At 32.7% G+C, this 21,407-nt stretch carries 20 protein-coding genes; 2 read left to right on the top strand and 18 right to left on the bottom strand.

Annotation, left to right across the window (positions count from 1 at the left end; translation table 11 throughout):
* Positions 1–5: 5 nt before the first annotated feature.
* The 16 genes from ACY2U7_RS03640 to ACY2U7_RS03565 form a co-directional block, all read right to left on the bottom strand.
* Entirely contained in the window at positions 6–647 is a 642-nt protein-coding gene (locus ACY2U7_RS03640) for a streptococcal pilin isopeptide linkage domain-containing protein (RefSeq protein ID WP_461815910.1), read from the bottom strand.
* 4 nt (positions 648–651) lie between these two features.
* Positions 652–1,410 (bottom strand): class B sortase, encoded by a 759-nt coding sequence (gene srtB, locus ACY2U7_RS03635; RefSeq protein WP_461815909.1) that lies wholly within the window; start codon positions 1,408–1,410, stop codon positions 652–654.
* A complete protein-coding gene (locus ACY2U7_RS03630) occupies positions 1,410–2,477 on the bottom strand; it encodes a DUF7601 domain-containing protein (protein ID WP_461815908.1) in 1,068 nt (355 codons plus the stop codon). Before ACY2U7_RS03630 ends, srtB begins: the two co-directional genes overlap by 1 nt.
* A gap of 50 nt (positions 2,478–2,527) precedes the next feature.
* Positions 2,528–3,025 (bottom strand): signal peptidase I, encoded by a 498-nt coding sequence (gene lepB / locus ACY2U7_RS03625; RefSeq protein ID WP_461815907.1) that lies wholly within the window; start codon positions 3,023–3,025, stop codon positions 2,528–2,530.
* The gene (locus ACY2U7_RS03620; protein ID WP_461815906.1) at positions 3,022–5,418 is read right to left on the bottom strand and encodes a DUF7601 domain-containing protein; all 2,397 of its coding nucleotides are present in this window, start codon (positions 5,416–5,418) and stop codon (positions 3,022–3,024) included. Before ACY2U7_RS03620 ends, lepB begins: the two co-directional genes overlap by 4 nt.
* 99 nt (positions 5,419–5,517) lie before the next feature.
* Positions 5,518–6,009 carry a methyltransferase family protein gene (locus ACY2U7_RS03615; protein ID WP_461815905.1) on the bottom strand — a complete coding sequence of 164 codons (492 nt, stop codon included), beginning with the start codon at positions 6,007–6,009 and terminating at the stop codon, positions 5,518–5,520.
* Positions 6,010–6,156: 147 nt separating this feature from the next.
* The gene (locus tag ACY2U7_RS03610) at positions 6,157–7,887 is read right to left on the bottom strand and encodes an ABC transporter ATP-binding protein (protein ID WP_461815904.1); all 1,731 of its coding nucleotides are present in this window, start codon (positions 7,885–7,887) and stop codon (positions 6,157–6,159) included.
* Positions 7,888–9,660: an ABC transporter ATP-binding protein gene (locus ACY2U7_RS03605; RefSeq protein WP_461815903.1), complete on the bottom strand. Its 1,773-nt coding sequence runs from the start codon at positions 9,658–9,660 to the stop codon at positions 7,888–7,890.
* 220 nt (positions 9,661–9,880) lie between these two features.
* Positions 9,881–10,684: a zinc transporter ZupT gene (gene zupT / locus ACY2U7_RS03600; protein WP_461813080.1), complete on the bottom strand. Its 804-nt coding sequence runs from the start codon at positions 10,682–10,684 to the stop codon at positions 9,881–9,883.
* A 210-nt stretch (positions 10,685–10,894) separates the two neighbouring features.
* Complete coding sequence (locus tag ACY2U7_RS03595; RefSeq protein ID WP_461815902.1) at positions 10,895–11,731, bottom strand: hypothetical protein; 837 nt, start codon at positions 11,729–11,731, stop codon at positions 10,895–10,897.
* Positions 11,732–11,788: 57 nt separating this feature from the next.
* Positions 11,789–13,102: a hemolysin family protein gene (locus tag ACY2U7_RS03590; RefSeq protein WP_461815901.1), complete on the bottom strand. Its 1,314-nt coding sequence runs from the start codon at positions 13,100–13,102 to the stop codon at positions 11,789–11,791.
* Between the two features lie 84 nt (positions 13,103–13,186).
* Positions 13,187–13,780: an L-2-amino-thiazoline-4-carboxylic acid hydrolase gene (locus tag ACY2U7_RS03585; protein WP_461815900.1), complete on the bottom strand. Its 594-nt coding sequence runs from the start codon at positions 13,778–13,780 to the stop codon at positions 13,187–13,189.
* Positions 13,781–13,917: 137 nt separating this feature from the next.
* Entirely contained in the window at positions 13,918–14,928 is a 1,011-nt protein-coding gene (locus ACY2U7_RS03580; RefSeq protein WP_461812954.1) for a sigma factor regulator N-terminal domain-containing protein, read from the bottom strand.
* Positions 14,925–15,419, bottom strand: coding sequence for an RNA polymerase sigma factor (locus ACY2U7_RS03575; RefSeq protein ID WP_461815899.1), 495 nt, complete (start codon positions 15,417–15,419; stop codon positions 14,925–14,927). Before ACY2U7_RS03575 ends, ACY2U7_RS03580 begins: the two co-directional genes overlap by 4 nt.
* A gap of 188 nt (positions 15,420–15,607) precedes the next feature.
* Positions 15,608–16,606 (bottom strand): helix-turn-helix domain-containing protein, encoded by a 999-nt coding sequence (locus ACY2U7_RS03570; RefSeq protein ID WP_461815898.1) that lies wholly within the window; start codon positions 16,604–16,606, stop codon positions 15,608–15,610.
* Between the two features lie 134 nt (positions 16,607–16,740).
* Entirely contained in the window at positions 16,741–17,388 is a 648-nt protein-coding gene (locus tag ACY2U7_RS03565; protein WP_461812862.1) for a Crp/Fnr family transcriptional regulator, read from the bottom strand.
* Positions 17,389–17,478: 90 nt separating this feature from the next.
* Between ACY2U7_RS03565 and ACY2U7_RS03560 the strand changes: the two genes are divergently transcribed.
* Both ACY2U7_RS03560 and hcp read left to right on the top strand, forming a co-directional pair.
* Positions 17,479–18,108, top strand: a complete 630-nt coding sequence (locus ACY2U7_RS03560) for an ATP-binding protein (RefSeq protein ID WP_461815897.1) — start codon at positions 17,479–17,481, stop codon at positions 18,106–18,108.
* Positions 18,109–18,158: 50 nt separating this feature from the next.
* Entirely contained in the window at positions 18,159–19,790 is a 1,632-nt protein-coding gene (hcp, locus tag ACY2U7_RS03555) for a hydroxylamine reductase (RefSeq protein WP_461815896.1), read from the top strand.
* A 155-nt stretch (positions 19,791–19,945) separates the two neighbouring features.
* Here the strand turns inward: hcp and ACY2U7_RS03550 are convergent, their stop codons facing one another.
* Both ACY2U7_RS03550 and ACY2U7_RS03545 read right to left on the bottom strand, forming a co-directional pair.
* Positions 19,946–20,233, bottom strand: coding sequence for a hypothetical protein (locus tag ACY2U7_RS03550; RefSeq protein WP_461815895.1), 288 nt, complete (start codon positions 20,231–20,233; stop codon positions 19,946–19,948).
* A gap of 694 nt (positions 20,234–20,927) precedes the next feature.
* Positions 20,928–21,095, bottom strand: coding sequence for a TnpW family protein (locus ACY2U7_RS03545; RefSeq protein ID WP_461815894.1), 168 nt, complete (start codon positions 21,093–21,095; stop codon positions 20,928–20,930).
* Positions 21,096–21,407: the final 312 nt, after the last annotated feature.

The following is a 21,407-nucleotide window of genomic DNA, read 5'->3' as shown; positions in this document are numbered from 1 at the left end:
TCATTTTAAAACTCAACTTGATTGAATTTCTCTCTCTTCCTTTTCATAACAATCATTGCTAGAATAATACATACCGAAATACTTGCTGCTAAATACCAGATATATACCTTTTGTTCATCTCCCGTTTTTACTACTAAATTCTGTTGTGAACTAGATGTACTTTTCAACAAATAACGATTACAAAACTCTATTTTTCCACTTTTTCTCCCCTCTTGATTTTCTACAATAACTTGCGCTCGTAATTTACCTGTTTCTCCATTTTTAACATATACTGTTATCTTATATGTCTGTCTATCAAAAATATAATTTTCTTTATCTTTTGTTGTCTGTTCGAGTTCATAACAATATACTCCTGCACGTTCATAACTCAATGGAATACTGATATCCTTTTTCTTGCCATTTAATCGAAAAACAAATCTATCCTGACTAGTACTTTCTGGAAGAATAGCATTTTCACTTAAACCTTTTAATACATATTCCCCTATGAAATCTACTTCCTTTTCAGTTCCTTCCGCAACATCAAAAAATTGTTCTACTACAAGAGGCACCTCTACACAATTATTAGAAGCATATACATTATTGTTTATCAACAACGCAAATAATAATATAAGCCAAGCACTCTGCTTTTTTAATAGTTTTTTTACCATACAACTAATCTCCTTCATCTACATTACTTCTAGAAGTATCCCTGATTTTCCCTATAAGAAGATGTCTTCCATTTGTTGAATCTGAAGTACAAGTAGATAACGTAATAAAATGTTCATCTTTATCAAATGCCAATTCTTTAAAAATTTTAGCATTTTTCTTTATATGCTTTACATATTGCTGAATATCCTTTTCTCTTTGTAACTCTGTATTATATAGCACAGAATCATAAGCATCGGCATGAAGAAAAGCAAAAAATTCTATATCATGCCACGTTCCGTCAAAATATATTTTTCCATATTGGTGTGACTCAAAGTACTTTTCTTTTTCAAAATACTCTATTTCTCCAAACATTACCTGTTTATCCATATGATGTCCGTATATGATATTATTCATATCCGAAAAATTTTTCTTGTTTCGATAATCCAAAAATATACTTCCCGAAAGCGAAAACTTCCCTTCAATATCTGTGTTCACATATTTTGAGTTATCAGATGACTGTACGAATGGATAATCTATGTGCGTATCGTTTACCGTCAACCAGCCAACCACCTCTGGATTCTTCTTTTGTAATTCTTCAAGAGACACCTTATTTGTTGCAGTGGGTTTATATACTTCATATAAAGAAGCTTCTGCTGATTGATAAATATGTTGAACATCCCATAACGTATAGCCAGCATAAAGCAGAATAGGTAGAAAACATAAAACGATTAACAAGTTAACCACCTGATCTGCTATCTGAATTCTCTTTTTCCACTTATTCACTATCTTTTAATTTTTCGGCTTCTCTTAATCACAGCCAATGAAACAAATGCCAAAATTGCTACACTAATTAACAAAACAAACGGAAGGTTATTAAAAATAATTCCTGTAATAGCTATATCCTTATATGTATTTGTAAATACAACCTCATTTTTACCTTCCCCTACTAAGTTATTTGAACCAATATTTGCTGAGGATAAATCATCTTTCTCATTGCCTTTTTGATTATCTACTGTTACTATATTGTTTTCAACAACATGAATACTTGGTGTATATCCGTCATCTAACACTCCTTTTTCTTTTACAACATACTTTGTACCGACTGGAAGATTATCAAATATAAGTTTTTCTTTATCATGTAACATAAATTCTTTTTCTTTTCCTACTTCGCAAGTAACCATTTCCGTTCCAATATGTCCTACAAACTCGCTCTGAGTTGAAGTTGCTGATTTTATAAATGTAATTGTAAATGCAAAGTCTTTTGTTTTATCTGCTAATTCACCTATTGTATTTTTCTCAATAGATAAAGCCGCATTTTTTGTGTATGTGTTTGTAAACACTATTTTAGCTGTCTTTGTTCCTGATTCTTCAGCTGTTATTGTTTTAATATAGGTTTCTCCGGAATTGTTCTGTTTATTTGCCACATATACACGCATTGTATATGTTTTTGATGAATATGTCATTCCAGCCATATCACCTTTTTTCTCTGTTACTGTATAATCGTATTGTCCAGCATGTGGGAATTTACCAAATACGATTTTAGATGTTTTTGAAATCGTATATTTCCCATTCTCTAAGTTTCCTACAGCCTCTCCGGCATTGTAAGTAATATCAGAGATCGTTGCTTCTGGTGCTCCCTCTGTCTTTGGTGTTGCAATAAAAGTAAAGTTCGTATTAGGAACAGCCAATCCTTCTGCTAGTTCTAACTCTTTTGTAATAGATACTGTTGCATCTTTTCCTTCTGTACCATTTCCAACAGTTGGTATGTTTTCTGCTAATACCGTTGTATTCATTCCCATCAAAATTGTTCCTGTTAATAATAATGTGATTAATTTTTTCTTATTTATCATCTTTTTCTTCTCCTTTATACTACAAAATTTTATTTAAAAAGCAACATAATCTATATTCCTCTACTGCGAAGAATCGTAATCACAACACCTTTCATTTCTTGTTGTTTAACTACTCCATAGATTCGACTATCTTTTACATTAGGGCGATTATCCCCTAACACAAAATATTCATTTTTTCCCACTGTAAACGGAAAGGTAATCCCTTCTACATATGGTAATGTTTCTGTATAAATTTCTCTTTCCTGCTGTCGATATCCATTAATTACCAATCCTTCTTCTGTAATATCGATTTTGTCCCCTTCTTTTGCAATAATTCTCCTAATTTGTTTTTCGCCATTTTTTTCAATTACAGCAACATCTGATATGTTATACTTCTTTTGTAGACGATAATATATTGCCAAATCTCCGTCTTTTACTGCCGGATTCATTGTATTATCACTACATCTGTAAATACCAAAAACAAATAAAAATAAGATTGCTATCAAAACCACAAATAAAATAATTTTCAATATAAGGAACAAAATATCCTCTTTTAATGTGTCTTTCATTTTTTTACCCTTTTACACAAATATAAAATGCAACTGCCCACAAGTAAAATTCCAATCAAGAGTCCCCAAACCTGCATACTTGTATGTTGAATACCTGTTTCTGGAATCGTTTCTTTATTATTCTTAACACAAATTTCTACATTTTTATCTAAGATCCCATTTGGACTATTTTTTTGATCATTATATGTTGTTGTATAGTGACCTTGATTTTCCTCCTGTTCTTGAACTGCATATTTACACAGAAACGGTAAATCATGTATTGTAATTCTTTGACCATGTGAAAGTTCTATCGTTGCTTTTCCACCACTAAATTTAAGTATTCCAGACTCTAATGGAGCGGACTCTGCTTCATATCCAGGCATCACACTAGCAGTATATTTGACCTCTCCTTCAAAAGGGGTACCGTCTCTTTTTGTAAGGCTTATATTGAATGTAAATTTCTCCGTCTTATCTCCCATATTTCCAGTTACTAATTTACCAAGTGACAATTCCATCTTTCTCTCATTAAGGAAAGATACAGTAATGGTTTGATTTGCTAAAATGGTTCCTTCTGCATTATTCGAAGTAACAAAATACGTTCCATTCTCCTTTTCTCTAACACTATATTTCACTCCAGCTGGAAGATGTTCTGCTATTTTTTTCTGCCCTGCTTTTAATGTGAATGATGCCACTCCATCTTTAAAATAAAAATCTCCATAATTACCATTAATTTTGTTGTTTGGTAACTCTAAAATAAAGGAAAAATCCTTTTTTAAATCCTCTTCATCTCCTACTACCTCTTTAGTAATTTCTAATCTTCCTTCTTCCTCAGAAGTATACAATATTGTTTTTGCTATTGGTGTTTTTTTAACTACTGCACCAACCATATGTTGAAATGTATTATCATTAATTGGAGAGTACTGTTTCATTTCCTGTAACCAATCAATTCCTGCTTCTATTCGGAACTGGCTTGTCGCATCTGGTTTGCTTTTAGATACTAATTCATATTCTTGATTTCCGTAAACATACGTACGTCCATTACTACTTGTTACTCCTTGCGGTAAGATTAATTTATATAATCCATTGTATTCTTGTGGCTCATTAATTTTTAACTTTCCACTATGCCACATATTGTCTTTAGAATGATATGTGAATTTTAAATTTCCATCCACTTTGATTGCTTCACTATTTGGTTCCTCTTCTAATAAATTTCCTTTCTGACAATACTTCCATAATACCATAGCAAGTGGGCTGTGACTTAATTCTTGCATTTCATTATCTGGGACTCCATAATCATATAACAATTTCCATATTGCATCTTGCGTAGCATTATATGCCTGTTGTTCTGTAACAAAATAGGAATCCGAATATAATTGTGCGAATATTTGTAATACTTGAGTTTCTGTAGCCCCATATCCATGAAAAGTCACACTATTGGCCGCTTTATAAAAAGGCATAATTGTAATATCCTCATGCGTCAATCCATGTTGTGTGACATTATCGGGATACAACGCTCTAACTTCTCCCATAAATCTCACTAATGCCTCATAATATGTTTTATTATTTAAAGTATCCAAACTAAAATGGTATTGAGCCAAATAAGGAAAGTCCTTTTTTAGTTGAGGTGGTAAAACTAACATTTCATTAAATTCATCTATTGTAGGTGTATGCAATTCTTCTTTTGAAACAATTTTGTAAAATCGTTCACCATTATAAGGATACCCTGCAAACAATAATTTTTTCAGTTTCTGAACACATTCATTATATTTTTCCTGCGATACAAACATATCCGGTGTTAAATATCCTTCCTCATAATTTGGTACCTGAGGTGCTCCATTCCCTATATGTGGCCATTTCAATTTATTGTTCATGCAGTATATCAAAATTTCTCTATCTAAGTACTTTGGATCTCTAATATAATGCATCCCATCCTTATGTATAATTGATAGACCCTTTTTAACAGATGGTTTGTTCTCATGATATGGCTCATTTTTCTCTGATAATTCTTCTTTATCCACACTCTCCTTATCTGGATCCATGTTCTTCATACTTGTGATTTTTCTTGTAACTGTATATGTCTCTGTAGGTTCCTCAGAAGAATATGCGCTATACTCAACTGTATAATTTAATCCAACTCTACCTACATTCAAAAAATTTGAACCATCATACAGAAATGTCGGATCATTTTCACAACGAACATTAGATACAGAAACACTTAACTTCTGTCCGCTTGGGTCTTGAGCCATTACCCCTTCCAATAAATCAAACATCGTATTTTCTGCTATAGTAGTATCCTCTGCACCTATAAAAATATCGTTTTCTGCGTAAATTGATATAGAAAGCAAATTAGAAATTAGGATGGAAAAAAACAACAAAAATACAACTACGCGTTTGATTTTTAAACTTCTTTTCATCGTCACTGTCCTTTCATATTTTTTTATACACCTTTTGTGGAAAGTATATTTTATACTATACCATTTATTTTTTTGATTTTTTTCCCAAAAATACTTAATTTATTTTTTGATTTTGGGAATCCATGGTATACATCTATTCACCCTCTGACAATAGTCTAAATAAACTTCTCCATATTGTGTTAGCAACCATTTCTCTTCTGTATTTTTTATTAAAATAGTAATATCTAACCAAAAAAGAGGAGCAAGCAAAACAAGCCAAAGATTTGTAAATAATAAAGCCACTCCTATTAGTGTCATAGCAATTGCTGTATAAATTGGATTACGCACCCACGCATAAATACCTGTTGTTACTAATTGATTATTTATGATTGCTCGTTCAATCTTTGTAATAATAACAGCCTGTATCCAAATCCCAATCCCAAGCATAATGAATATTATGCCTATAATAAACATTAGAATACTAAATCTTTCTATTTTTCCGGAATCCAAATATCCAAAACAATGTAATAGTACACCCCCGACAAACAACAGCAACATAGATGCTACACAAAACGGTCCAACACCATAAATCGGTAAATGCTCTTCTTTCATAGCCTTCCCTCCTTTACAAATAAAAATTAGTTGTATCTAACTTAAAATTATCATATAGAATATACTTTTTCAAGATTCGTCTCATACAAAAAACACAAGGTAAAACTATATTATGCCTTGTGTTTTTTGTTTATACATTAATTTAATTTACATTTTCCATTTTTGACTTTCCATCTGTAATTTTACCATATGAAAATATAATCCCTTTTGTGTTAATAATTCATCTGGTGTTCCCTCCTCTTCAACAATCCCATCACGGAGTAACACTATCTTATCTGCACCCGCTACAGTGCGCATTCTATGTGCAATAACAAGAACTGTTCTATTTTGAATTAAGCGAGATAAGGCTGTTTGAATTAATGTTTCATTTTCCACATCCAAAGAAGCAGTTGCCTCATCTAATAAAATAATTGGCGCATCTTTCAAAAAAGCACGTGCAATAGAAATCCTTTGTCGCTCTCCACCGGATAATTCACATCCATTTTCTCCAATATTTGTATTCCATTTTTCCGGAAGTTTCTCTGCAAATTCATCCACGTTTGCAAGTCTTGCTGCTACAAGCACCTGCTCATCGGTAGCCTCTTTATTTCCAATTCGAATATTTTCCAAAATAGTATTATCAAATAAAGTAACATCTTGAAATACAATAGAATAAAGAGATAAAAGTGCTTCTGGATCTATCTTAGAAATATCCATACCACCTACTGTAATCTTCCCTTTACCAATATCCCAAAATCGAGATGCAAGGCGAGATATTGTTGTTTTTCCACCTCCCGACGGTCCAACTAAAGCGGTCACTTCTCCTTGTTTTGCTGTAAATGAAACATCTTTTAAAACTGTTTCTCCAGTGTTATATGAAAAGCCAACATGTTCAAAGTGAATATCGCACCCCTTATTTGTCAATTCACTTTCGCCTTGCTGAATAGGATGTTCTAAAATTTCATTCATACGTGCAATATTGGTACGTGTAGTAATAATAGCTGCTAGATTTTGAAGTGCTCCTTGTAAAGGATCATATAACCTTGACACTACAAGTAAAAACATAAAAAATGTCAAAATATCAAGCGTTCCATCGATCAATAACATAGAACCCACTAGTGAAACCGTAACAATACCTAATTTTAAAACGAGAGAAGCAGATACAATAAATGTCGCCAATCCAAATTCATTGATAATCGAACGTTTTTCAACAGCACGAATTTTTTTCTCTAATCCTACCATATATTTCTTTTCTGCATTATTTGCCTTCAAATCCCGTACAGTTTCAATACACTCTTGAATTCCATCTGCACACTTCATTTTAGCATCCATTGTCTTTCTGCTTAAATATTCCTGCACTTTTGCTGAAAATCCAACAATAGCAAATGAAACTGGCAACACCCAAAGAGCGGCTAAGGCCATTCTCCAATCAAAGAAAAACAAATTTATAGAAATAAACAATGTTGAAATAATAGACCCGGCAAGTTCTGGAATGAAATGTGAAAAACTTTGCTCTAAAAATGTACAATCCGCCATAATTGTACTTGTCAAATCTGCAAGATCTTTTTTTCCAAAAAATGACAATGGAATTTTACGTAACTTTTCTGCAAGTGTGATGCGACGCACTCCACTTTCTACATAAGTCGCAAAATATGTTGCATTATATTGAAAATATGTTGTAAGAAAAATAAATCCAACACACGCCATACACCCAATAACATAAAACAGAACTCTTTCTTTCGCTATTCCATCCCCTAACAAATCACTAACAAGTACATACAATAATCCTATCGGAAACATAAAAGAAATATTTTGTAAAACACAAGCAATACATCCTTTTACCAAATCTTTTGCTCCCTGCTCAGAAAGAGCATATCGTTTTTGCAATTTTTTTATCATTTATATCCCCTCCTTTTGAACCTTCCACTTTACAGATGTCTGATAATCATTCCACATTTGATAGAATAAACCTTTTTTCTCTATAAGTTCTTGATTGGTACCATTTTCTACAATCGCACCATTTTTAATTACAAAAATTTTATCTACTCCTGCCACTGTAGAAAGTCTGTGTGCAATCATAATAACCGTTTTTCCTTTTGAAAGTTTTGAAAAAGCAAGTTGCACTTTTAATTCATTATCCGGATCAGCAAAAGCAGTTGCTTCATCTAGTATAATAATAGGGGTATCTTTCAACATAACTCGAGCAATAGCAATTCTTTGTTGCTCTCCACCAGATAAATATACTCCTTTTGTTCCGATAACAGTATCAATTCCCTGAGGTAATTTTTCAATAATATCCATGCATTGAGCATTTCTTAGTGCTTCTATTACTTCTTCACGAGTAGCATCTGGCTTTCCCATCTGCACATTCTCAAAAATAGAGGCTTTGATTAAATGACTATTTTGAAATACAAAAGACACTGTATTCATTAATTCTTCTTTTGCAATATTCTTAACATCTACCCCACCTATTTTTACTATCCCATTTTGTGGATCAAAAAATCTAGAAATAATGTTTGCCAGTGTTGTTTTTCCACCACCAGATGGTCCTACAAATGCCACCTTTTGCCCAGCAGAAATAGAAAGCGAAACATCCTGCAATACTTTTTTATTTCCATCATAACTAAAATGAATATTTGACAATTCTACAGAACTATCTTTTGGAGATTGTACTTTAGATGTTTCTTCCAAAGGATTCAACTGCAAAACACTATCAATCCTTTCCAATGCATCATTCACAATCATAGCATTTTCACTTTGAAACATTATTTTTGTCAAAGTGACAGCAATAATCGGTGTAATAATAATATAAAATATAATATTTAATACAAATTCATCTGTTATTCCATTTCGTGTAAGCAAAAGCGCACCCACTATAAGAAATACAAAAACACCATTAATTGCAGCCGTATAAAATAACATTGGTGTACGTAATTCTTTTGTATAAGCAATTACCCATTTTTGATATCGATCAATTGAGTTTTTGAATTTTTTAAATGAAAAAATAGTTTGACCAAATGTTTTAACAATGGGTATCCCTCTAACATACTCTACAGCTTCATTTGACATATCGTCTAAAGCATCTTGGTATTCTTTCATACGTTCCTGCATCTTTTTCCCTGTCATTGACATCATAACAAGAAATCCCAACACAACAGGAACTAAACTTAGTATTCCTAATCTCCAATCAAATACAAATAATAATACTAAAAGTCCACATGGAGTCGCAATCGCAACAGCACGATCTGGAAGTTGATGAGCAAGATACGTTTCTGTTGCCGCACTAGATTCATTGACAATTTTACGAAGTTTTCCACTTCCAAAATGATCTACAAAACCCAATGGTAATTTCACAATGTGTTCCATTACTTGAATTCGTAAATTAGTTGCAATACGAAAAGCACCTAGATGGGAACACATCAAGCCAGCAATATAAAATAATACTGCTATCACTGCAAATAACAAAGCCATCCACCCATTCTGCTTTAAGTTATGTGCCTGTCTAAAATTCGGTGCAACCTCTAACACTTCTTTCATTATTAACCAAATGTAATAATAAGGTAATAATGCAAACAAAGCACTAATTGTCGCAAATACCCATGAAGCATATGTAAAGTACTTATGTTTGCCTGCGATAGAAAGTAAACGTGATAAATTTGATTGTTTTTTCAAAAAAATCCCTCCTTTTTATTCCTTTTCTAATAAACAGGATCCCTTTCTTCCCTGTTTATCCCTTAAGTTAGTTATCGCTAACCAACTTGTAAAAAATAGAGAGCATTCTTGCTCCATAACATACTTTGTCAATATTATTTACTTTTTCCTCTATATTAATATATCCAAATAAGCTAAGTACTCTCTTTTGTAAACAATCCATTTGTTTCTTAGAAAACTTTTATAAAAACAGCAATAAACTTATTGCCATTACGGCCATACCTGAAATCAATCCATAAATAGATAAATGATGTTCACCATACTCCCTTGCTGCTGGAAGTAATTCATCAAATGAAATAAATACCATAATTCCCGCTACTCCACCAAAAAGTAATCCAAATACGACATCATTCATAATCGGTCTTAACACTAGCCAACCTAGCAATGCTCCTGCTGGTTCGGCTAAACCTGAAAGAAAGGAATATAAAAATGCTTTTTGACGAGAACCAGTTGCTTGATAAATTGGCACAGAAACAGCAATTCCTTCTGGAATATTATGAATTGCAATGGCTACTACAATAGGAATAGCTACACTTGGTTCCTGCAAAGCCGAAACAAAAGTTGCAAGTCCCTCTGGAAAATTGTGAATTGCAATGGCTAAAGCAGTAAATATTCCCATTCGCATTAAACGATTCGGTTGCACATGGTCCTCTTCTGATGATTCGATCGTTTTTATTTCGTGTGGATTCTCTGCTGAAGGAATTAATTTATCAATAATTGCAATAAACAATATTCCACCAAAAAAGGCGCCTACCGTAGCCCAACTGCCTAATTTATTTCCCATCTGAGCAACCAGCGATTCTTTTGCTTTAAAAAATATTTCAATCATAGATACATATATCATAACACCCGCTGAAAACCCAAGTGAAACTGAAAGAAATTTTCGATTTGTGTGACGACATATAAAAGCAATACAACTTCCTATCCCCGTACTTATTCCTGCTAAAAGCGTTAAAAAGAACGCCCAATAAACTGTATGATCCAAATTACACCTCCTACAATATTTAATAATTATTATATATTATGATAAAACGTTTTCTTTCCTCCCCTCTAAATTATTCTCCTTATTTGTAATCATATAATCGTTAGTTAGTTTTAACTAACTCTTTTTGTGCAGTATATCACACTATTTACTATTCTTCAAGAAAGAAAAGACAGAAAGTTTTAAAAACCTTCTGCCTACCTAAAAAATAATTTATTTTGCAACTTCGATAATTTTATTCGCAGCCTCTTCAGAAATAGAAAACAAGGTTTGCCTAAAATTAAATCCATATCCTGTAATTTCTTTCATTCTTGAAGCTGAAATAGGTTCTTTTAATTCAACAAAATTATCAAGAGGCATATTATATTCATACTCTGGGTATCCATCACAAGTTTTTTTATTTAATGTACCACTCGCATACCCATAAGCAATAATACCAGTTCCACTTTTATATAAGAAAACAATATCTCCTTTTTGAAATTTTTGAATTTTTTCTCTCCACCCTGGATAATACGCAGCTGCCTTGCGTTCCTCTAACATCTCTTTAGTATATTTTTCACTTTTCCTAAGATTAGTATTTAATACATAGCAATTATTTTCATATTCAAGATAATCTTCTGTCTTAGAATATGTTTGAAATTCAATATAGGGTTCCCCATGAATTTCAAAAATCCAATAAATAATCGCATCAATATTAAGTCCACACTTTTTCCAATAAACAATAGATTCCACCGTTGCTTGATCAAGCCCATTTGTCAAAATCAAAAAATGTTGCTTTCGATTAAACATTTCCTCCGATATTTCTTTTGCAAAATAACACTTAAAATCTTCTAGCAAATTTGCTTGAGATGATTTTTGAAATTTTTGATAAAAACCATTCAAATCATCATAGTTACTTCTCCCAAATAATTGTCCATATCGAAGTACTTGTAAAAGATTTTCTTGTTTTCCACTCCATCTTTTCAGTTCAAAAATATACAAATCTCCATACTGATCAAGAGCCATAATATCTGGTTCTTCTTGGCGTGAACGTTCCGTAAAAATTGTCATAAGCTCGTTTGAAGAAAGAAAATCCAAAATATTTTTTGCAACTAAAGATTCTAAATCCTATTCTTCTCCCAGCACTAATAAAATCTTTTCTATCCTTTTCTGCTTCATTTCACATATTTGAAAAGATATATTCTCAATAACTATTTTGTCTTTAGCCGACTCATCTGGAATATATCCGAATCTTTCAATCAAAAATCCCGATACTGTATCATAGTTTTCTGTTTGAAGATTTAAATTCATTTTATTATTCAAATCTTCCACTAACATTTTACCATCAACTAAATAATGATTTTTTTCTACTTCAATCACTTCAGGCTGTACACAATCATTCTCTTCATTGATATCTCCAACAATTTCTTCTACAAGATCTTCAATTGTAATAATCCCAGATAATCCCCCATATTCATCTAGTAAAAGAGCCATTCTCTTTTGATTTTTCTGCATTTCTATAAACAACTCATCTGCCGCTTTACTATCTGGAACAAAGTAAGGTTTTTGTAAAAGAGCACATATATCCTTCTCAGAGTTTCCTGTTTCCTTTGCAATCATATAATCATTTATATGTAAAATCCCGATTATATTATCAATATTTCCCTCATAGATTGGAATTCTAGAGTGTCTAGATTCTAATATTTCAACAACTTGCTCTTCAATAGATTCTTTAAGATCAATTGCATATACTTCTCTTCTTGGAGTCATAATATCTCTTGCACATTTATCATCGAAAGAAAAGACGGATTTTAACATTTCACTTTCATGTTCTTCAATAACTCCTGTCATTCGACCTTTTTCTATTAAAGACTTAATTTCATCTTCTGAAATATTTTCTTCTTCCTCCTCCGTTTTCATACCTATCAGTCTCATAAATCCATTTGTAGATACTGAAAGTAATGATATAAATGGAGATAGAATATTAGATATATAATATATCGGTTTTACTGTTAGAAAGCAAAATGCTTCCGCCTTTTGTAACGCAATTCGCTTAGGAACAAGTTCTCCAAAAACTAAATTGAAATACATTAATATAATTGTAACACCAAAAAAAGAAATTGTATCGGCATACGGTACTTGTATCTGCTGCAACCGTTCGCCCAATACTTTCGAAATTCCTGTTGCTGCTGACGCACTAGAAAAGAAACCTGCACATGTAATAGCAACTTGAATTGTAGATAAAAATTTTGTAGAATCCGTAAATAGTGACTGGATTAGTAATGCTTTCTTATTCCCTTCTTCAGCCAATCGGTGAATCTTATTCTTATTCACTGAAACAACCGCTAATTCAGCTCCTGCAAAAAAAGCATTTACTAACGTTAGAATTACTAAGATAATTAATTGTGTGAAAATTTGTGTCCCGTCAGGGTCTGTGTCCATTGAATATTTCCTCCTAAATTAAATAATTTTTAAGATGGATTATAGCATTCCCTTTTAGAATATTCAATATATTTTTTATAAACTTTATTTCTCTCTGGAAAATCGAAAATCACATTTATTTCCACCTTCAGCTAAAGTAGATGTTCTCTCCAAACGCAGCCCCATAGTCTCTGCAAACATATAATCCAATCTGCAAAGATATTTTGCAAATTGTGGGCAACCTTCATCTTGGCAAAGTTTACAAATCCCACATTCTAAATAATCATACCCCAAATCATATTCATCATTTCCAGGAAGTAATTCTACTACCCAATCATTTTCATAGTGACGTTCTTTGGTGCTCTCTGCCCACTTTTTTTGTTTTTCAATTCTCTTAGGAGAAAGATAGTGGTCTGCATCTCCCATAATGATGCAAAATATTCGACTATTACGCAATCCTTCAATTAAAATGGCAATATTTTCCTCTGGCGAAAGCTTATCCACCCGATTCATAGCAATAAACCATACTGCTAATACATAAACACTTAATAAAGTATTCTTTTTCCCGATATCTTTTGCATTAGCCAAAATACGTTTATATTCTGACAAAATTTCTAGTCTACATGGACGTGTCAGCTTCTCCTTCCCTATCTGAAAGAAAAATTTTCCCATAAGTTGTGTGGATAAATTTTGTTTCATTTACTTTTCCTCCTATTTTCTAAATTTAACTCCCTATATTATCGAATATAAAAAATACGATGTAGTTAGTAAAACCTAACTGCATCGTATCATATAATCCCACATTTTTCAATTCATTCCTAGTTCTGTGTATATCTTTATTCCCAAACATTCGATTTCACACTATATACCGATACTGTTTTGATCGTTGTCTTTTTTATATATTCTAAAATGTCATCTTTCTGCCCTGAAATATAGTATGCTTTTGTTTGCAACTTTTTAAGTGTTTTAGCATCTTCATAACACGCTTTTATTTCCTCAGTTCCATCTGCCCAAACTGTAGAACGATATGGAAGTTCAAGTGAATTCCATATATCTGGATGATTCACAAGATTCTTTAGATTTTTCACATAAACTTTCAAAAGTTTCTCCTCATCCATCTTTTCTCGATCATCAGATGCTTCAAACATTGCTGTTCTCCAAAGATTTAACCCACCTTGAAATCCTTTCTTATTCGGATGATATACTTCAATCCAATCTAATCTAACCTTTTCTTTCCTCAATTCTTCCACATCTCTTTCCCTATTTTCTGAGATAGCAAGACTAATCTCTGCTGATTTTGGTAATTTTTCTATCTCTTGAATCAATTGTTCTATCTCTTCTTTTGTTTTAACATTCTCAAACTCACCTAATCTAGTAATCAAAAGCCTTTCTGGATCTTGCCAATTTTTATATTTTCCCTGTTCCAAATCCACCCACACATTTTCAACTCCAATTTCACGTTTTTTAAAATTATCTGTGGCAGAAATTCCCAATCTATATCTTCCAAAACCTTTTTTCTCCACTTGAATATTATTGATTTCAATATAAGGTCTAGTAATATCATAATAGTCTCGCATAACGGAAAGAAAAGTTTGATCTTTTTGCAATTTTTGAGGATTCAAATAAAAAGTATTCATACACGGACTAATTAACAAAAATAGAATCACTAAGACACCAACTATAGCCGCCACCGTTTTGGCTGTAATCCTTCTGATTTTTTTATTAATGCATTTCTCTATCTTTTTTTCAAAATCCATCTCTTGTTCTGGAACAGATTCTACAAGCATTTCTAATTCTTGATCAAGTAATTTTTCTGTTAAATTATTTTTATTTTTTTCGATCATCATAATTCCTCCTTTATTATTTGAAGTAACTGTTTCTTTGCTCTGAATCGAATCTGACGTACATTTTCTTTTGTCAGGCAATGTTCCTGCGCAATCTCTTCATCAGACAAGTGAAAATAAACGCTCTCCATCAATATGACTTTTTGTTTTATAGGTAGTTTTTGTATTGCCAAAAATAGATTTCTTCGTTCTTCCTCTTGAATAATCTGTTCCAAAATTTCATCATCTTCACTTTTTTTCTCTAAAAATGGTTGTTCATCTCCTAATAGAGATTCCTTCTTCCGTTTTCTCAACATACTAATCAATTCATTTCTTAATACTTTAATTAACCAAGCTTTTAAACTTCCTGTGTTTTCATATGAAAGAAAAAATTTAACAAAAGTCTCCTGAAGAAGATCCTCCGCATCTTGCACATTGGTCGTAAGAGAAAGTGCATATAAAAACATTGGTTTGTAATATAACTTGTAAATTCGCTTCCATTCTCTTTGATCCATACACTTTCCCCCCTTTTATTTTTTATTTATACGTCTTTTACTAATAAAACGCTTACATTAACATTTTGTGACAGTTTTTTATCATTTTATAAAAAATATGTATATTTCCGATTATACAGCAACATCCAAAGGGCTGTATATGCTCTTTGGATGTTATTCTTTTAACCTTATTTAACTCTATTTAAAAATCATTTTCGAAACACTGAACTGATTCCAATAACTGCACCATAAAATACTGCTGCAACTGGCCAAATAATCCATGTTTTTTCCCAAGCTCTAGTAATAAAACTCCATCCTAAGTAGATTGCAGTCACGGTACACCAGTAAATTGTAGCCAATACATCATTTTTCTTGTTTTCTTGTTTCTTTCTTCTTGTATAATCGCCCTCTTCTAAAAGTTTCTGAAAACCACCATAGATTATTCCTGTAGAAACGATTAAGAATACTCCTACTGCAACTAAAATTAAGCAAAGGTCAACACCAATTATTACTAACATTTCTCTTTTACTCGATATTCCTAACACCATAATAGGAACTGCACTGAGAATACAAAGAACAATACCAATCGCAAGTTTTCGACTATGTGTGCCCTCATATTTGTATTTTTCTTTTTCCACCATTCCCCTTACACCATAAGCAAGTTCTATAGGTTCACGTTCAAGGTACTCATACATTCCCAACTTTCTTCCATACGTCAGAAAAATAGCAACTGCCACTGAAACCATTACTAACAGTACTGTTACACCAACTCCCACTGCAAATGTTTCGGAAATGGCATATCCGCCCGCCTCATCTGATAATCCTGCAAGCCCAATCAAAAGCACTGGTGATAAAATACAAATGGACACACCCAATGCAATTTTAGAAGTAACATTTTTCAAAAGATTCAAATATTCATTCGCAGTTTCTATAGACACTGTCTGTATATTTTCTTCTATACTATCTTCTAAACTGTTTTCTATTATAACTTCCTCCTCTTTTTCATCTCCAAAAGAGTCCTTTAAAAGATAATCTGTACTCACACCAAAAATATTGCTCATCTTAATGATCTTATCCAAATCTGGAATCGTCGATGCACTTTCCCATTTTGAAACAGCTTGCCTTGAAACTCCTAACTGATTTGAAAGTTCTTCTTGTGACCAACCATTCTTCTTTCGTAAATCTGCAATTTTATCTGCTAAAATCATGCTTCTCCCTCCTTCATACACTTCTTCACTCTCTTAAGCATCTTAAACATAGCAAATTTAACGGTTGCAAACAAGCATTTACACCTTGAAATGTGTCAACCAACAGTTTACATTCTGTTTTTTATGAGATTTTATCACTCTTTCAATAGAATACGATTTCTCTCATACTTAATTATACCGTCTTTTTGCATTTTAGAAAGTTCATTGCACATAGCGCTACGATCCACATTTAAATAATCTGCCAACTGTTGACGATTATACGGAATGAAAAATAAATTACTCCCCTCATGTTTTGCACATTCTGAAAAATATGACATCAATCTCCCTCTCACAGATTTAGAACTGGTATGTTGCATTCTTTGAGAAAGTTGAAGATTTTTATGGGCGCAAACATTCAATAAATTTCTAGCTAGTCTAGTATGAAAAGGACAAGCATGGGTGCAGGTTGTCAAAATATGTCCCACATTTATAAATAATATAGAAGTATCTTCTGCAGCTGTCACCGTAACTAACATTGGTTGCCCCGGAATACAAGCATATACTTCAGCAAATATCGATCCAGGAGCAACATTTCCCAATATACTATTATTTCCCCAAATATCACAAAAAGATATCATCGCCATCCCCGACAGTACAATTCCTAAATTTTCCGTAATACTTCCTTCTGAAAGAATGATATCTCCCTTTTTATAACTACGTTTCTCAGCATTTAAACAACTTAAAAGTGATGTGATTTCATCTTCTTTTATTCCATAAAACAACTGTGTATTTGATAAATTCATTTTTTCTCCTTTTGTTGTTATAACAATAGACTTTCATTTTTAATTATAATATATTTATTTTAGAAACACAATAGAAAGGATGATATGAAAATGATTCGAAGAATTATTCAAATAGACGAAGAAAAATGTAATGGCTGTGGAATATGTGCTTCTGCCTGTCACGAAGGGGCAATTGGCATGATAAATGGTAAGGCCAAACTACTACGTGATGACTATTGTGATGGTTTAGGAGATTGTCTTCCAACCTGTCCAACTAAAGCCATCTCATTTGTAGAACGAGAAGCGATAGCCTATGATGAAAAAGCTGTACTAGAACATATGCAGAAAAAGGAAAAATCGACTCCTATTTCTACAGATTCACAACTTGGTCAGTGGCCTTGTCAAATAAAACTAGTTCCTGTCAATGCTCCATATTTTGATGACGCTAAACTGCTCATTGCAGCTGATTGCAGTGCATATGCCTACGCTAAAATGCATGATGATTTTATGCGTGGCAAAATTACACTTATCGGTTGCCCTAAACTTGATCAAGTAGATTACAGTGAGAAATTAACACAAATCATTCAAAATAATGCTATTCAAAGTGTAACTATTGTACGAATGGAAGTTCCTTGTTGTGGTGGGTTAGAATTCGCAACAAAAAAAGCATTGCAAATAAGTGGAAAATTTATTCCATGGCAAGTAGTTACCATTTCTATGGATGGAAGACTTTTAGAATAAAAGAAAATTTCAAAACGTTTTATATATTTAAATTTTAGGAGGTAAAGATTATGGAACAAAAAATGTTTTGCTATCAATGTCAAGAAACTGCAGGATGTAAAGGTTGTACTATATCTGGCGTCTGTGGGAAAAAACCAGATGTAGCAGCTATGCAGGATCTGCTTGTATATGTCACAAAAGGAATTTCAGCTATTACAACTCTTCTTCGCCAAGAAGGAAAGGAAGTATCTGCTGATATCAATCATTTAATTACCTTGAACCTATTTATCACAATTACCAATGCAAATTTCGATAAAGAAAGCATTGAAGAAAGAATTCGCACTACTTTAAAAGCAAAAGATTCTTTGCTTCTTCAAATAAAAAACATTTCTTCTCTACCAGATGCAGCGATATGGGATGGAACTGGCGACTGGGAAAAAAAGGCTAAGACAGTCGGAGTACTTTCTACTGAAAACGAGGATATTCGTTCGTTGCGAGAACTTATTACTTATGGACTAAAAGGACTTTCTGCTTATTCTAAACATGCAAATGCTCTTCTTCATAATAATGATGATGTTGATGCATTTCTTCAACGGGCATTGGCAGCTACAACTGATGATACTCTTAGCATAGATGATTTAATTGCACTTACAATGGAAACTGGAAAATACGGAGTAGCTGGTATGGAAATGTTGGATAAAGCAAATACAGAAAACTATGGAAATCCAGAAATGACAAAAGTGAATATTGGTGTGAGAAAGAACCCTGGTATTTTAGTATCCGGTCACGATTTGCACGATTTAGAACTCCTACTTGAGCAAACACAAGGTACTGGAATAGATGTATACACACATTCTGAAATGCTTCCTGCCCACTATTATCCTGCATTCAAAAAATATCCAAATTTTGTTGGGAATTACGGAAATGCATGGTGGAAGCAAAAAGAAGAGTTTGAATCCTTTAACGGACCAATATTAATGACAACTAACTGCATCGTACCACCAAAGGAAAGTTACAAAGAGAGATTATATACAACTGGTGCAGCTGGATATCCGGGTTGTACCCATATTTCAGGAAAAATAGGTGAACCAAAAGATTTTTCTGCAATTATCGCACATGCTAAAAAATCTACTTCTCCAAAAGAACTTGAAACCGGGGAAATTATTGGTGGATTCGCCCATGAACAAGTACTTGCTTTGGCAGATCAAATCGTAGATGCAGTAAAAACTGGCGCAATCAAAAAATTTGTAGTTATGGCAGGCTGTGATGGACGTGCAAAGAGCCGTGATTATTATACAGAATTTGCCAAAGCCCTTCCAAAAGATACTGTAATTCTAACTGCAGGCTGTGCAAAATATAAATATAATAAATTACCTTTAGGTGATATCAATGGCATCCCCCGTGTATTAGATGCCGGTCAATGCAATGATTCCTATTCTCTAGCCGTAATTGCATTGAAACTCAAAGAAGTCTTTGGTCTTGACGATATCAATGATCTTCCAATTATTTATAACATCGCATGGTACGAGCAAAAAGCAGTTATCGTTTTACTTTCGCTTTTGTATCTTGGCGTCAAAAATATTCACCTTGGTCCTACACTTCCTGCTTTCTTAAGCCCAAACGTAGCTAATGTTTTGATTGAAAACTTCGGTATTGCAGGAATAGGTACGGTAGAAGATGATTTAAAACTGTTTTTTATGTAAGATGATATAATATAAGTTCCCTCCAAAAAGTTGGGAGTTGTTTTATAAAGATACCACTCACTCTTACGAATGGGTGGTATCTATACAACTGCTTTCATTTATAAACATTTTATCATTCCTCCTCTGATTTATGAAAAATTGTCGGATAAAATAACTTATTTTATAATTTCCTCATATACTGCATTTTCTAACAATCTATTCTCTTTTATAGCTGAACAAATCATATTTAAAGACTCTGTATATCCTGAAAGCATCTCCTTTTCTTCTTCTGATGCGTCTGATTCAAAAAATTTTTTTACTTCCTGCTGCAATTTTAAGTATTCGTCATTTGTTGTTCTTTGTAACATTCTACATTTTAATTCTTCCGCTTTCGTTTTTGGTTTTGCTTTTCTTTTTCGGTTCTCTTCCTTTACTATTTTTATAAAAGTTTTCATGTCATTCATTTCTCTACTCCCCTTTTAATAATTTGACATATTCCACAACCACATTATAATCTTCCAAAGACACGTTCACTCTTAATAAAAAGAAAATCCCACCCCCACTATTGACTTAGAGTCAAATACATATCCCAACATAGTAAAACAACTAGAAAAATTCCTTTTCTAAATATATTACTATTCTACTAACTATTCAATATCTATCTGTTTTATTAAATCTTGTAGTTCTTGATTTTCTTTTAAATATGTGATTTCTTCATCACTCTTAATGGATTGAAGAAGAGCTTTTTGAAGTTTTGGACCAAATGTTTTATCGACTTCTTTTGTCTATATATAACGATATAGTGGAGATTTATTGACATCCCATTTTTTTGTAAGAGACTTGAACATTGGCACAAGTATCTTCAATGACTTTATTCTACTTTTTGTTGCATCATAAAGTTGAAAATGTGTTACATATGAATTATATTCCCATCTTTGACAGTTGGAAAGTCAAGACCACCGGCTTAGCCGGTGGCTTGCTTTGACCCTATAAGGGTCTATTACCGGCTCTGGAGTCTAAAGACCCATCGAATCAGTATCGCCAATTGCAACATCATTTACCTACTAAGCCCTAAAGGGCTTGTTTTACTTGTTACGTTTTACTGGCTCACCCAGTAGCCACTTGTCAAGTACATCCTAAACATTTCTTTAAATTTTTTTAGTTTTCTTCATATAAACTCTCCATCACATCTCTTTTTATCAACCGATTCAACTTTTCATCCAATGTTTCCTTGGCATCCTGTTTGAAATTGATGCCAACAATATAAGTGTTCTTTCCAAGCTGAATGTTCATAGTTGATTGCGATTTATTTTTAATTTCACACATAGGCGAACCTCCTTCAAAATTTTTGATGCTGATTGTTTCTTAATGCCTACCATTCTTCCCTGTCTGGCATAATGACGATGACAACAGCAACATCATCTTGCCTTTTTAAGGTATGCCCGACAAGGAGAAGGCACTTAGATCCGATTTATCGGCAGTTTTCTGGCACTCCGTAGGCATTTAGAAACATCAAATTTTCCTTTATTTATCATACTTTAGGCACTAAGGCACTTTATTCTTTAATTTAATAAGGAAAAAATATATACATATAAAACACATATATTTCCAGAGAATAAAATCTGGGCACTCTTAGTG

Source organism: Faecalimonas sp. (assembly GCA_029264305.1).
Taxonomy (GTDB): Bacteria; Bacillota; Clostridia; order Lachnospirales; family Lachnospiraceae; genus Faecalimonas.
The sequence above is the reverse complement of the archived record's forward strand: the minus strand, read 5'-3'. Positions and strand labels throughout refer to the sequence as shown.

What these genes read in the sequence shown, in the direction of transcription:
- ACY2U7_RS03575 (WP_461815899.1), bottom strand. Translation starts at nt 15,419, where the DNA reads ATGGATCAAAGAGAATGGAAGCGAATTTACAAGTTATATTACAAACCA.
- ACY2U7_RS03595 (WP_461815902.1), bottom strand. Translation starts at nt 11,731, where the DNA reads ATGACAATTTTTACGGAACGTTCACGCCAAGAAGAACCAGATATTATG.
- ACY2U7_RS03620 (WP_461815906.1), bottom strand. Translation starts at nt 5,418, where the DNA reads ATGAAAAGAAGTTTAAAAATCAAACGCGTAGTTGTATTTTTGTTGTTT.
- ACY2U7_RS03565 (WP_461812862.1), bottom strand. Translation starts at nt 17,388, where the DNA reads ATGAATTTATCAAATACACAGTTGTTTTATGGAATAAAAGAAGATGAA.
- ACY2U7_RS03585 (WP_461815900.1), bottom strand. Translation starts at nt 13,780, where the DNA reads ATGAAACAAAATTTATCCACACAACTTATGGGAAAATTTTTCTTTCAG.
- ACY2U7_RS03590 (WP_461815901.1), bottom strand. Translation starts at nt 13,102, where the DNA reads ATGGACACAGACCCTGACGGGACACAAATTTTCACACAATTAATTATC.
- lepB (WP_461815907.1), bottom strand. Translation starts at nt 3,025, where the DNA reads ATGAAAGACACATTAAAAGAGGATATTTTGTTCCTTATATTGAAAATT.
- ACY2U7_RS03560 (WP_461815897.1), top strand. Translation starts at nt 17,479, where the DNA reads ATGATTCGAAGAATTATTCAAATAGACGAAGAAAAATGTAATGGCTGT.
- ACY2U7_RS03610 (WP_461815904.1), bottom strand. Translation starts at nt 7,887, where the DNA reads ATGATAAAAAAATTGCAAAAACGATATGCTCTTTCTGAGCAGGGAGCA.
- ACY2U7_RS03640 (WP_461815910.1), bottom strand. Translation starts at nt 647, where the DNA reads ATGGTAAAAAAACTATTAAAAAAGCAGAGTGCTTGGCTTATATTATTA.
- ACY2U7_RS03580 (WP_461812954.1), bottom strand. Translation starts at nt 14,928, where the DNA reads ATGATGATCGAAAAAAATAAAAATAATTTAACAGAAAAATTACTTGAT.
- ACY2U7_RS03570 (WP_461815898.1), bottom strand. Translation starts at nt 16,606, where the DNA reads ATGATTTTAGCAGATAAAATTGCAGATTTACGAAAGAAGAATGGTTGG.
- ACY2U7_RS03545 (WP_461815894.1), bottom strand. Translation starts at nt 21,095, where the DNA reads ATGTGTGAAATTAAAAATAAATCGCAATCAACTATGAACATTCAGCTT.
- hcp (WP_461815896.1), top strand. Translation starts at nt 18,159, where the DNA reads ATGGAACAAAAAATGTTTTGCTATCAATGTCAAGAAACTGCAGGATGT.
- ACY2U7_RS03550 (WP_461815895.1), bottom strand. Translation starts at nt 20,233, where the DNA reads ATGAATGACATGAAAACTTTTATAAAAATAGTAAAGGAAGAGAACCGA.
- ACY2U7_RS03615 (WP_461815905.1), bottom strand. Translation starts at nt 6,009, where the DNA reads ATGAAAGAAGAGCATTTACCGATTTATGGTGTTGGACCGTTTTGTGTA.
- ACY2U7_RS03630 (WP_461815908.1), bottom strand. Translation starts at nt 2,477, where the DNA reads ATGATAAATAAGAAAAAATTAATCACATTATTATTAACAGGAACAATT.